Source organism: Methylobacter tundripaludum SV96 (genome assembly GCF_000190755.2).
Classification (GTDB): domain Bacteria; phylum Pseudomonadota; class Gammaproteobacteria; order Methylococcales; family Methylomonadaceae; genus Methylobacter_A; species Methylobacter_A tundripaludum.
Genome location: NZ_JH109154.1, coordinates 139,920 through 151,924 on the forward strand (window position 1 = coordinate 139,920; position 12,005 = coordinate 151,924).

At 47.9% G+C, this 12,005-nt stretch carries 14 protein-coding genes and 1 pseudogene; 12 read left to right on the plus strand and 3 right to left on the minus strand.

Features of this window, described 5'->3' with window-relative positions; translation table 11 throughout:
- The first annotated feature begins 249 nt into the window (after positions 1-249).
- The 8 genes from bfr (METTU_RS20350) (at position 250) to METTU_RS20385 (ending at position 7,061) form a co-directional block, all read left to right on the plus strand.
- Positions 250-729 (plus strand): bacterioferritin, encoded by a 480-nt coding sequence (bfr, locus tag METTU_RS20350; protein WP_006893913.1) that lies wholly within the window; start codon positions 250-252, stop codon positions 727-729.
- 18 nt (positions 730-747) lie between these two features.
- Positions 748-1,215, plus strand: a complete 468-nt coding sequence (gene bfr / locus METTU_RS20355) for a bacterioferritin (protein WP_006893914.1) — start codon at positions 748-750, stop codon at positions 1,213-1,215.
- Positions 1,216-1,371: 156 nt separating this feature from the next.
- A complete protein-coding gene (locus tag METTU_RS20360) occupies positions 1,372-1,572 on the plus strand; it encodes a (2Fe-2S)-binding protein (protein WP_006893915.1) in 201 nt (66 codons plus the stop codon).
- 535 nt (positions 1,573-2,107) lie between these two features.
- Entirely contained in the window at positions 2,108-4,042 is a 1,935-nt protein-coding gene (locus METTU_RS20365; RefSeq protein ID WP_006893916.1) for a thiamine pyrophosphate-binding protein, read from the plus strand.
- Positions 4,043-4,373: 331 nt separating this feature from the next.
- A complete protein-coding gene (locus METTU_RS20370) occupies positions 4,374-4,946 on the plus strand; it encodes a GNAT family N-acetyltransferase (RefSeq protein ID WP_006893917.1) in 573 nt (190 codons plus the stop codon).
- Positions 4,947-5,213: 267 nt separating this feature from the next.
- Positions 5,214-5,687 (plus strand): helix-turn-helix domain-containing protein, encoded by a 474-nt coding sequence (locus tag METTU_RS24730; RefSeq protein WP_006893918.1) that lies wholly within the window; start codon positions 5,214-5,216, stop codon positions 5,685-5,687.
- Positions 5,684-6,283: an IS630 family transposase gene (locus METTU_RS24735; protein ID WP_006893919.1), complete on the plus strand. Its 600-nt coding sequence runs from the start codon at positions 5,684-5,686 to the stop codon at positions 6,281-6,283. The genes METTU_RS24730 and METTU_RS24735 overlap by 4 nt, the downstream gene beginning before the upstream one ends.
- A 58-nt stretch (positions 6,284-6,341) precedes the next feature.
- Positions 6,342-7,061, plus strand: a complete 720-nt coding sequence (locus tag METTU_RS20385) for an SIMPL domain-containing protein (protein ID WP_006893920.1) — start codon at positions 6,342-6,344, stop codon at positions 7,059-7,061.
- Positions 7,062-7,221: 160 nt separating this feature from the next.
- On the opposite strand, the gene METTU_RS20390 is transcribed toward METTU_RS20385, so the two are convergent.
- Positions 7,222-8,256 carry an ISAzo13 family transposase gene (locus METTU_RS20390; RefSeq protein WP_367301514.1) on the minus strand — a complete coding sequence of 345 codons (1,035 nt, stop codon included), beginning with the start codon at positions 8,254-8,256 and terminating at the stop codon, positions 7,222-7,224.
- Entirely contained in the window at positions 8,181-8,393 is a 213-nt protein-coding gene (locus METTU_RS24740) for a hypothetical protein (protein WP_040579624.1), read from the minus strand. The genes METTU_RS20390 and METTU_RS24740 overlap by 76 nt, the downstream gene beginning before the upstream one ends.
- Before the next feature lie 136 nt (positions 8,394-8,529).
- Between METTU_RS24740 and METTU_RS20400 the strand changes: the two are divergent.
- The 4 genes and pseudogenes from METTU_RS20400 to METTU_RS20410 all read left to right on the plus strand — a co-directional run.
- Positions 8,530-9,129: pseudogene (locus METTU_RS20400) on the plus strand (type 1 glutamine amidotransferase domain-containing protein); the annotation flags it as partial.
- Positions 9,130-9,171: 42 nt separating this feature from the next.
- A complete protein-coding gene (locus METTU_RS24155) occupies positions 9,172-9,612 on the plus strand; it encodes an SDR family NAD(P)-dependent oxidoreductase (RefSeq protein ID WP_217182972.1) in 441 nt (146 codons plus the stop codon).
- Positions 9,602-9,874 (plus strand): SDR family oxidoreductase, encoded by a 273-nt coding sequence (locus METTU_RS24160; protein ID WP_217182959.1) that lies wholly within the window; start codon positions 9,602-9,604, stop codon positions 9,872-9,874. Before METTU_RS24155 ends, METTU_RS24160 begins: the two co-directional genes overlap by 11 nt.
- Before the next feature lie 42 nt (positions 9,875-9,916).
- Positions 9,917-10,204 carry an IS5/IS1182 family transposase gene (locus METTU_RS20410; protein WP_040581672.1) on the plus strand — a complete coding sequence of 96 codons (288 nt, stop codon included), beginning with the start codon at positions 9,917-9,919 and terminating at the stop codon, positions 10,202-10,204.
- A gap of 36 nt (positions 10,205-10,240) precedes the next feature.
- Here METTU_RS20410 and glgC read toward each other — a convergent pair whose 3' ends face one another.
- Positions 10,241-11,482 (minus strand): glucose-1-phosphate adenylyltransferase, encoded by a 1,242-nt coding sequence (gene glgC, locus METTU_RS20415; protein WP_006893922.1) that lies wholly within the window; start codon positions 11,480-11,482, stop codon positions 10,241-10,243.
- Between the last annotated feature and the right edge of the window lie 523 nt (positions 11,483-12,005).

The following is a 12,005-nucleotide window of genomic DNA, read 5'->3' on the forward strand; positions in this document are numbered from 1 at the left end:
AGGGTAGGGGCAATAAGTATCAATGCTAGTTAACCACCGTGAATCCCTGCCGAAATCAAGGGTTACGTGGATAGCTATGGAGTATTTCATGGTGTTATCTACGCGATTGATATAATCAAAAAATATTTATCTGTCCAAAAGATTACTTTGACGGTAGGATCGGAGCGGATAAAATTATTATTCAAATGCTTATTAACTCGCGCAAGCCGACTTGATAGGCTTTCGTCCGATTCACTTTAGGGGGCTATTATGAAAGGCGACAAGAATATTCTGAAAACGCTCAACAGTCTGCTTGCCGGAGAGCTGAGCGCATCTGATCAGTACCTGATCCATGGTGAGATGTACGCCGATTTTGGCCTTAGCCATCTTTCTGAAAAAAGTCTACACGAGTCTGAGCATGAACGGCAGCATGCCCGCGCTTTGATTCAGCGCATTTTATTTCTGGAAGGCACGCCCAACCTAGTCAAACGCGAAGCTTTAACTATCGGCATCGGAGTACCGGAAATGTTAAAAGCCGATCTGGAAGTCGAATATCATGTCGTCGGCGAGCTAAAAAAAGCCATCGCCGCCTGCGAAAAAGCCGGGGATTATGTAACCCGCGAGATGCTGTCCGTTCAACTGGAGGATACGGAAATGGATCATGCTTACTGGCTGGAACAGCAATTGAGGCTAATTAACCTCGTAGGTCTGGAAAATTATCAGCAAAGTCAAATGAAACCAAGCATTTAAGCGATTGAGGGTAGACAGATGAAAGGCAATAAAAAAATCATTGAAATTCTCAACAAGGTACTCAAAAACGAGCTAACCTCGATCAACCAGTATTTCCTGCATGCTCGTATGTTCCGTAACTGGGGGCTGGAAAAACTTAACGACTACCAGTATAAGCAATCGATCCGCGTCATGAAGGAAGCCGATGAGGTTATTGAGCGTATCCTGTTTTTAGAAGGCTTACCTAATCTGCAAAACCTCGGCAAGCTGCTGATCGGCGAAAATGTCGTCGAATGTTTAAACGGCGATTTGGAATACGAAAAAAATATTCAGCGACCAATGCTGATAGATGCCGTCGCTTTATGTGAGGAATTGCAGGACTACGTCAGTCGCGACCTGCTGGAAGAGCTGCTGGAGCACTGCGAACAAGCCATTGATTGGCTGGAAACCCAGCAAAGCTTAATGGAAAATATCAGTCTGCCTAATTATTTGCAATCGCATATATAGTACGGCAGCGATTAGCAGTGTCGCCACTTCCCAAATATCTGCAATTGATGACGCTGTTTTTGTTTTAGATGCTAATTGAGCTTGACAGATACTCGAAACTAAATAAGAATGCTTCTCAATAATTGTATGTTGTTGCGCTATCGAGGAGCTTGTTTTATGTATGTATGTGTTTGTCAGGCGGTGACGGAGTTCGATATTCATCAAGCCGCCAGAAACGGCGCAAAAACGCTGATGGATTTACGCCGCGATCTGCAGGTAAGCGTTGAGTGTGGGCGTTGCGCGAGTTGCGCCCGGAAGTGCTTAAAGTCAGCCAACGAAGATTTTTCGGAAAACCACAAATTACCCATCTACGCCTAACGCTAGGATTATTGATTACTGGTACTATGATGGACATACAAGGGAGGGAAAGAGTTTAACTGACATTTTAGCCTTGCTAGCTAATTGCCGCTGTAAACGTTCACATCACGCATAAAGTCGACAGTGAAGCTGCCAGCGTTTAGACGGCGCACATTATAAAACGCCCTATTTTACCTGATTGAAAAAACGTCAACAGAACCTGGTCCGACATCAAGACGCAACAGATAGAGGGTGTTTTAGTCGCTATCTAGTTAAAGAAATTAAGCCCTTGAGATAAAATGCATTCTGCTGCACTGATGACTGGAAAATATCGAATGGTGATTAACAACTTGCAAATAGTGAGTTGTGATACGGCGGTGTCAAATGCGTTGAATAAGTCGGATATTTGGAAGTACTTTACAAGGCCATAATGTTAGCCGGTCAAAACGGTAAGGGGTTAGATGGGAACGGTTGCCTTCGATAAGGCAGTTTATATCGGACAAATCAATCTGATCGTAGCCTCAACTCATTAACTTTAATAAGTAAGGATTTGACTATGAATACATTTCCAATCGATCTTGGCGCTTATCAACACATCACTTTAAACGCAAGCAATACGACACTGACTGACGAACAACGTGCCAGTCTCAAGGCTAATATTCAACTGTGCCGCGATGCGATCGTCTTTTTTACTGCGACCGGCGCAGCGAGAGGCGTCGGCGGACATACCGGCGGCCCCTACGATACCGTGCCGGAAGTCGTAATTATGGATGCATTGTTCCGGGGCGATGCCGATAAATACGTACCTATTTTTTTTGACGAAGCCGGACACCGCGCGGCCACTCAATACCTGATGTCTGCTCTTAACGGCGATCTACCCGCTGAACGTCTGATGGAGTACCGCGCCGCTCATTCCCATTTACCGGGTCACCCTGAACTGGGTTTAACGCCTGGCGTAAAATTTAGCTCGGGACGGTTGGGTCACATGTGGCCCTATGTCAATGGCGTGGCTATCGCTAATCCAAGTAAAGTACTGTTTTGTCTGGGTTCCGATGGCTCGCAGCAGGAAGGTAATGATGCAGAAGCAGCACGCTTGTCAGTCGCTCAAAACCTGAATGTTAAATTGATTATCGATGATAATGACGTAACCATCGCCGGTCACCCGTCCAAATATTTGCCCGGTTGCTCTATCGCTAAAACGTTGGCAGGTCATGGTTTAACCGTATTGGAAGGCGACGGCGAAAATATCGATGATCTTTATAAGCGTATTTGTACTGCCATTAACACCGACGGCCCTGTTGCCGTTATTAATCATCGCCCTATGTGTCCGGGAATTATCGGACTGGAGGGTTCAACCAACGGCCATGACGTAGTCTCGGTAAAAGTGGCGGTAGACTATTTAGAGTCCCGCGGTCGACAGGCTGCGGCAGATCACCTCAAAGGCATTAAAGCACCGAAAAATGACGCTGTATTCCTGGGATCCGGCGACAAGTGGGATGCCAACCGCAACGTTTTCGGTGATGCGGTAGTCGCGATTATGGGCCGGATGAGCGAGGCCGAGCGTATCGAAAAAATCCGGGTCATTGACAGCGACTTGGAAGGCTCCTGCGGCCTGATCAAAATCCACAACGCTTATCCCGAAGTGTTTATCTCTTCCGGAATTATGGAGCGCGGTAACTTCTCGGCAGCGGCCGGTTTCGGCATGGAGAAAGGCAAGCAGGGTATTTTTGGCACTTTCAGTGCATTCCTGGAGATGTGTATTTCCGAGATCACGATGGCCCGTCTAAATCATTCCAACGTGCTCAGTCATTTCTCGCACTCAGGGATTGACGACATGGCTGACAACACCTGCCATTTCGGCCTGAACAACCTATTTGCGGATAATGGCTTGGATGACGGCTATGCGACCAACCTTTACTTTCCGGCTGACCCACTGCAAATGAAAGCCTGCTTGGAAGCCATCTTCTTTAATCCGGGCTTGCGTTTTGTATTCTCGACCCGCTCTAAAGTTCCGACTATTTTGAATACTCAAGGCCAGGACTACTTTGGCGGTGACTACAAATTTGTTTCCGGCAAAGATGAAGTTATCCGCGAAGGAACTCAAGGCTATATTGTCAGCTTCGGCGAAGCATTGTATCGGGCGTTGGACGCAGTAGAACGTTTAAAACAGGAAGGCATTGATGTCGGTTTGATCAACAAACCTACGTTGAATGTCATTGATGAGGAGATGATGGTTAAAATCGGCAATTCGCCGATGGTGCTGATTGTCGAGTCGTATAACCGAAAAACGGGATTGGGTAGTCGCTTTGGCTCCTGGTTATTGGAGCGTGGGTTGACCCCAAAATACGCGCATATTGCAACACATAAAGAAGGTTGTGGCGGCCTATGGGAACAATTCCCACATCAAGGTATTGATCCGGCGGGGATTATGACCAACGTTAAGGATCTACTAAAAGCTAATCCGGATGCCTCCGCCTTTCCGGTTCTATGAGGGAGATGAGAAAACGGGGTTTTGGCTCGACTATTGGTCATCGCGAAACAAAAGGGGCGGAAACCGATAGGCTTGACCTAACGCTACCGCGCCAAATCTCTACTCTACCGATTGTTACTATTTGCAACAGACACAGTTATCGGCCAAACTCGGGCATTTTGCGAATGCCGCAGTTTGGCCGGTCATTTCCAAGATAAACAAGGAATTTTATCAAATTGATTTGGAGCGGGTGCTCGTCTTTGTTTGCACGTAGAGCCCTATTGAGGTAGGCTCGGTTCAATCTATAATAAATCAACAGGTAACTGAAAGATTCTTTCTAATCAGGTAAAAAATGGATGGTGACTATTTTGGCAGTATCGAAGAATTTACCCTACCCTTGCGTGATGGCGAGTTAGTCGATTTTAGGCCCGTTAAGCAAAACGACAAGGAAACGTTACAAAAGGGTATGTTGGCTTTGTCTTCGAAATCGCGCTACTTCCGCTTCTTTTCGCCCATTTTGAAACTTTCCGATACACAATTGTGTGATTTTACAGAAATCGATCAACAGAATCATGTGGCGTGGATTGCGCTGGCTCACAATGAGCCTGAAGATCGTGGACTTGGCATAGCACGGTTTATCCGTATTCAGAATCAGCCCGAGATAGCCGAGTTTGGGGTGGCGGTTATTGACAGTTATCAACACAGGGGTTTGGGAACTATTCTGCTTGCAGTGCTGCATCGGATGGCAAGTATAAAAGGCATTGAGATTCTGAGAGGCTACGTTCTTGCTGATAACACGGTTATGAGCAATTGGTTGGGCAGGCTAGGTGCGGTTGGTGTGTATGAAAATGGTGTCTATCGAATGGATTTAACCGTTAGCGACGACTTATTTTCTTCAAAATGCCGAAAAATCCTTACCGGTTGAGGCCTGAAACGATCTGCAAAAATCCGCTTTTTCGACCCGAATTAATTGAAAACAAGAGAATTTGGACTATTCCAATGAAAGCAACCATTGGAATTTAATAAATTTAGTTGACCTGCTGTAGTCGGCCAATAAAAATCGGTCGTGATTGCTTTAAATATTGCCCGGTTTCCGGATAACATATAAGTTTTAAGTGTTACCGAGTCAGGTAGAACAGTTTTATTAGTGCTTGATAAGTAGTAATGCGAAAGTTATTAGGAAGTAAATTTATTGTGTCAAACTGGAAACGATTGCAATAACAGACAAAAATTAGGAGTCCACCTGAAATTCATCGCCAAACTGACCCCGGAAGAGGAAGTAACGTTAACCGAAGCCTATCGTAACCACCCATTATTCCGGGTTAGACAACGGGCACATGCTATCTTATTGAATAATAGAAGGTATGTAATTGCACGGCTGAGCGAATTGTTTGAGTCCCAGCATGAGACTGTCAGCTCATGGTTAGACAAATGGGAAACAGAGGGATTAATAGGGCTTTACGATTGTCCACGAAGCGGTAGGCCTGTGCGCTTCACGGTTGAGGAACAAGCCGTTTTTCTGGGCTATATTGACAAAAACCCACACCAACCCAAGGCCGCCGCAGCACGATTGCTGGAGGAGACGGGCAAGGAAGCCAGCCTTGACACCTTTAAACGAATTTTAAAAAAAGTGCCTATGCCTGGAAACGTTGTCGGCAATCAGTGAAGGGAAAGCGTAATGAAGCAGATTTCCAACGTGATAAGGCATATCTGAAGGCCTTGAAACAGCAAGAAGATGATGGGGAATTGAAGCTTTACTACTTTGACGAATCCGGATTTAGCACGACACCCTGTGTACCCTATGGATGGCAACGGATTGGCGAGACCCGACAAATACCCTGCTATCGTAGCAAGCGCATGAATGTGTTAGGTTTTTTGAGTCGCAGCAATGATCTGTTTTTCCACAGCTCCGAACAATCGGTGACAACGGATACGGTTGTCAATGCCTTTGATGCGTTTGTCGAAACGTATGCAGGCAAGTACGAAGAAACTAAAGTGCCGTGCTGTGTGGTGTTGGATAATGCTTCCATTCATCGTAGCGGCGTATTCAAAGAAAAGCTGGCGGGCTGGCAACAACGTGGTGTGTGCTTACATTTTCTTCCGCCTTACAGCCCGGAGCTGAACCTGATCGAAATACTCTGGCGTAAAGTTAAGTACGAATGGTTGCCGCTTGATGCCTATCAAAGTTACGGACACTTGAAAAAGTGGGTGTTGGAAATCCTGAGTGACGTCGGTAAAAAATTCCAAATAACTTTTGCGTAACTACTTAGTAAACTATGCCGATCTGGATCATAACGTGTTAAACAGAATGAGTTAAAGCATGAACCCGACAAATAGAGCAAACGCCCTGATCTTGGGCATATCGATTTTTCTTGGACTGACTGCGCTGGGGTATCTCCTTGGCCGGGCCGCTATCGACTTCAAAGAATACGAGCGCAGCGTTTCCGTCAAGGGCTTATCCGAGCGAGAATTTCCGGCAGATGTGATGATTTGGCCAATTTCTTTCACCGAGAGCAGCAACGACCTGGGGACGCTATATAATTCGATTGAAGTCAGTAAAAAGAGTATTGAAGCGTTTCTGGTTTCCAAGGGCATCGCGGCACCCGAGATATCATATTCCTTGCCCTCAGTTACCGACAAAGCAGCCCAGGAATTTAACAACGGTCAAAAGGCCGAGTTTAGATATGTGGCTATTCAAACGGTTACAGTCTATTCATCGAATGTCTCTATAGTCCGTAAAGCAATGAATGAACTATCTGAATTAGGCAAGACTGGGATAGCCTTTAAAGGTGAGGACTTTCAAAATCAGACCGAATATCTTTTCACTGACTTAAATAAAATTAAGCCGGAAATGATCCAGGAAACCACCACAAAAGCCAGGGAAGTTGCTTTAAAATTCGCTGAAGACTCAAATAGTAAACTGGGAAAGATAAAACAGGCATCTCAGGGCCAGTTTACTATAGAGCCAAGAGATAAAAACAATCCGCACATCAAGAAAATTCGGGTAGTCTCTACCGTAGAATATTACTTGTCTGATTAGCCTATTTGTTGGGTTACGGCTCTAACGCCGAACCCAACCTGCGTTGAATGACTGTTTTGGGCTGGTTGCTCAACGTTTACGGTACTTGCCGGATTATCCGGCCTTCTATCCGATTGTTAGGCAGCTTGCTAAGGATTTGGCTAAAAATAACTTCCCGAAATCAGTAATCTTTAGGGATGGCTCGGTAGTTCCAACGAGGAAGATAGTCATCAAACGCAATAGTCATGGTTTTGAGGAAATCAGTGGCGCATTTTTTACCCGTCGCATAGACCGCTGTCAAAATATCAACCGTCACGTTCAATCCCGTGTTAGTTTTCGCCTTCTCCATAAATTGCTTGGCGATGGTGAGCGAATGAAAAACAACACCCCGACAAGCACGCGTAATATGCGGAAACAACCGATGTTCGATGGGATTGTGTTTCGAGCAGTACGGTGGATAGTGCGCTATACGTATGTCCAGTCCCAGCCGGTCGGCCAGCTTTTGTAACGCTTCCTTGAAGACATGCCGATTACTGGCGTTGCTACCGCCACCATCACAAAGCAGCAACAAACGGCGGGCATTAGGATAATGCGTGCAGCCATGCTGCTGCCACCCATGTGCAACACTGTCACAGCAAAACTCACTGGTGTCGTGGCTGGTATTGAGGTGGACATAGCCCTCGTTTCGCGCCAAATCATAAAGGCCATGCGGAATCACTTTGCCTTCGCCGGCACTGGGAAAATCATGGTCCAGCGTATCCACCTGAGTCTGCGTATAGGTGTGGCCTTCGCGGGCAAAATTTCCGAGCAACTCTTTCTTCTTGGTGTCCATGCTGATGACCGGATCACCTGCATTCTGATACGCCGCCTTGAGTTTGGCAATATTTTGAAACTGCGCATCTCGGTCAGGGTGATTGCCCAGCGACTTTTTCTTACGCGCTTTATGCTGTCCTAAGCCGTGCTTTTTCAATAGCTTGCGAACCGTGTGCCGACTCGCTGGCGACCCCATCTCAGCCAGTCGTCGGCTGATCTCGCTCCGCGACAAGTTCGTCCATAACACGCCTTCACGCATCGGATCGCCCGCTGTGAATTCGCCAAGCAGTTTGAGAAAGTTGCTTTCCAGTGACTCACTTTGCCCGTTTATGCCTTTCCGTCCGCCCCTTTTTTTCGGATCCGGTTGGGTGCGGGATCCTCCGCTACATCCAATTCGGACAATCCACGTCGCACCGTTTTGGGATCAATGCCAAACAGACCGGACACATATTCAATGCCACCATGCCCTAACTTGACTGACTCAATCGCCGCATAACTTCGCTTATCTTTTTCTGACAGCCTCGCAAACAACCGTTGCATTTTTAGTTCAATGTCCTTTGGGTATGCTGTCACTCTATAACTTTTTTCAGTGTGAATTTTCCAGTAATTATCACTTAACTGGTTTCGGTATGCCAACTCGATTTCGGGAAGTAATAGTTAGCCATATCCTTATTACACGTTCCTCGATGCAGGTGCTCGCATTACGGTTGCCTCCCCCAAAGGCGGCGAACCGCCGCTCGACCCCAAGAGCGACACGCCCGAGGGACAGACCGAGCTTACACGCCGATTTAAGAAAGATCCCAAAGCGCAGGCCGTACTGGCCGGCACGACGAAATTGTCCGACGTGAAGGCTCAGGATTACGACGCGATCTTTTATCCGGGCGGTCACGGTCCGATGTGGGACCTGGCTGAAGATCCGGTCTCGAATACCTTGATCGAAACGTTTTACAACGCAGGCAAACCCGTCGCGGCGGTCTGTCATGGTCCTGCCGTATTGCATCACGCAATGTTTAACGGCGAACCGATCGTGAAGGGGAAACGCGTCACAGGCTTTACAAATACTGAAGAAGAGGCCGTCCACCTCACTGAGATAGTTCCGTTTCTGGTCGAGGACGAACTCAAGCGTCTAGGCGGCCACTTCGAAAAGGTCACCGACTGGCAGCCTTTAGCGATCGTCGACGGCCACCTGATCACCGGACAGAATCCGGCGTCTTCAACAGCGGCGGCCCAGGAACTAATCAAACTGTTGGCGTTGCCTAAAGTAAGCGCAGGTTGACCCGACCTCTTTCCCTATTCAAAGGAGTCGTATAAAACTGTCATCGTTACGGGAGCCTCGCAGGGTATTGGCGCGGGCGTTGTCCAAGCGTTTCTGGCGCGCGGATACAACGTTGTAGGAACCTCTCGGAGCGCGACGAAATCGAAAGAGCTTTCAGCTTCCGACCACCTTGCCTTGATCGACGGCGACATCGGTCAATTTGAGACAGCTCAGAAGGTCGCGGAACTCGCGATCAAGACGTTCTGCTCAATCGATGCTGTGGTCGCGAATGCTGGCATTTACACAGTGAAGTCCTTCATCGACTACACAGCAGAAGACTTTCGCGCGCTGGTCTCGACCAACCTCGAAGGCTTCATTTACATCACACAGCTTGCGGTCAAACAGATGCTGGCACAAAAGTCAGGCGGCAGTATCGTGAGTATCACCTCGTCGATGGTGGAGAATCCGATTGCCGGCGTTCCCATCCCTTCCTATGATTACTAAAGGCGGACTGGAAGCCGCATTGAGAAGTTTGGCTTCCGAGTACGCAAAAGAGCACATCCGGTTCAACGCCGTAGCCCCCGGGATCGTCGACACCCCGCTTCACGCCAACGATCCGAAGGGCTTACTGAAAACGCTTTCGCCCATGGGTTCAATCTCCACGGTTGATGATATTGCTGGCGCTGTCGTTTATCTGACGGAAGCTCGGCAGATCACAGGGGAAGTGCTGCACGTGGATGGCGGTGCGCACAGAGGCAAATGGTAGGAGAAGGCGACTCGCAGTCAATCGTCGCTGAACACAGCACACTTGCTGGAAAACGTTAATGCCTCAGCCGTTTTGACGGACAAAGCCTACGACACAAACACGTTGCGGGAAGGGTTAAAAAGTCGAGAAATAAAAGCCGTAATCCCACCAAAATCGAACCGGAAAGAAGAAATTGAGTGCGATTATTGGCATTATAAGGAGCGGCATGCCGTCGAATGCATGTTTGGCAAGCTCAAGCACTATCGCAGAATTGCTACGCGACACGATAAAAAGGCTATTAATTACATGGGGATGCTGTCTTTTTCCTCGGTACTTTTATGGTTGAGATGAAACGTCAACAGAACCTGGCTGAATTTAAATATCAACTTAGCGCTGGACTGGAGCATTAGTCAGAAAATGATAATTCTTAGGAACCACAGTGATACCGGATTCCGAGATAACAAAGCGGGCTGCATCGGCGGCGTGGTTAAACCCAATTCGCTCGCCGGGCGGTATATGCACGTTTTTATCGACGATACAGCGTGTCAAGTGCGCATCGGCGCCGACATGCACTCCGTCAAACAAGATCGAATCTTCGACGACAGCATTTTCATTCACCTGGACTTGAGTAAATAAGATCGAATGTCTGATAGTACCACCGGAAACAACGGTGCCGGTGCCGAGCAGAGAATTGATAACTTGCCCTTCCTGTCCGAGAGATCCAGGGGCCATGCGAGCTGGCGGGTTTTGTCCGTGGTAGGTGCGGATGGGCCAGCCGGGCTGATACAGGTCCAGCGGCGGAACCTGCGCGAGCAAATCCATGTTTGCTGTGTAATATGAATCAATTGTGCCAACATCGCGCCAGTACTTATCCTGCGTTACGCGCCCGGCTTCTCCACCGAACCGGTAAGCACATACGCAATGCGTATCAATGAGTCGTGGGATGATGTCCTTGCCGAAATCATGGTTTGACGCAGTAAGGCAGTGGTCGGCTTGCAATTCATGAATGAGCAAGTCCATGTTGAAAATATAGATACCCATTGATGCCAGCGCGCGGTGCGGGTCGTCCGGCATAGGCTTGGGATGTTTCGGCTTCTCGTCGAACGCACGAATTCGCTGTGTGTCATCCACTGACATGATACCAAAAGAGCTGGCACTGACAAGTGACACAGGCATGCAAGCAATCGTTAGCCCCGCTCCCTGGTCACGGTGGAACTGGAGCATGGCGGCATAATCCATCCGGTAGATGTGGTCTCCCGATAGAATCAGCACATGGCTGGCATTGCTGCGCTCAAGCAGGTACAGGTTCTGGCGGATAGCATCGGCTGTCCCGGAGTACCAGGATTGGTCGGTTCGCATCTGTGGCGGCACTGGCGTGATGTATTCGGAGATTTCCGGGTTGAAGATAGACCAGCCATCACGCAGATGCTTTTGTAGTGAGTGCGACTTGTATTGAGTCAGTACCAACATACGTCTCAAGCCAGAGTGTAGGCAGTTCGACAGTGTGAAGTCGATGATCCGATAATTGCCGCCGAATGGCACAGCTGGCTTTGCCCGGTCGGCTGTCAGTGGATGCAGCCGCGAACCCACGCCGCCGGCCAGTATGATGGTCAGGGTTTTATCGAGCATTTATCACCTCGCAAAATCGATCGAGAAGCATGAAGTTTTCTGGAGTGAGGCACCCCGTCGATTAGTTTCCTCGCATCGTGCATTTCTGTAAGGCTGACTTCAGATTTCCCTCAACTTTGAACGATAAGGTAACAACTCTTCAAGCCGGAATACCCCCATTATTAGTCTTCCTGAAGTCGGACGAGGCAATCAAGAAACAGCATTATTTGTGCCAATAGTTGATGATATTGCTTGGTTATTGCTAGTCCACAACCGGCGTGCTCTTCCAACCATTACCCCGTAATAGTAACTCTGAGTGTTCCGAAAAAGTGAACCAAAGTAGTGTTTTTAGACTGCTAGAACGCATTAAATCAGTGCATGTTGACGCAATTTGATAGGTTCGAGAGAATCCTGCCGATATTCGACTGACCAGCTAAGTATCACAGCAATGCCTAAGTCAAGAATCTTAGACCCTGGTCAATCTGAGATCGTTACCCGCAGTCATTTCGTGATCGGCGACAACAGTTAATCACTACACTATTAA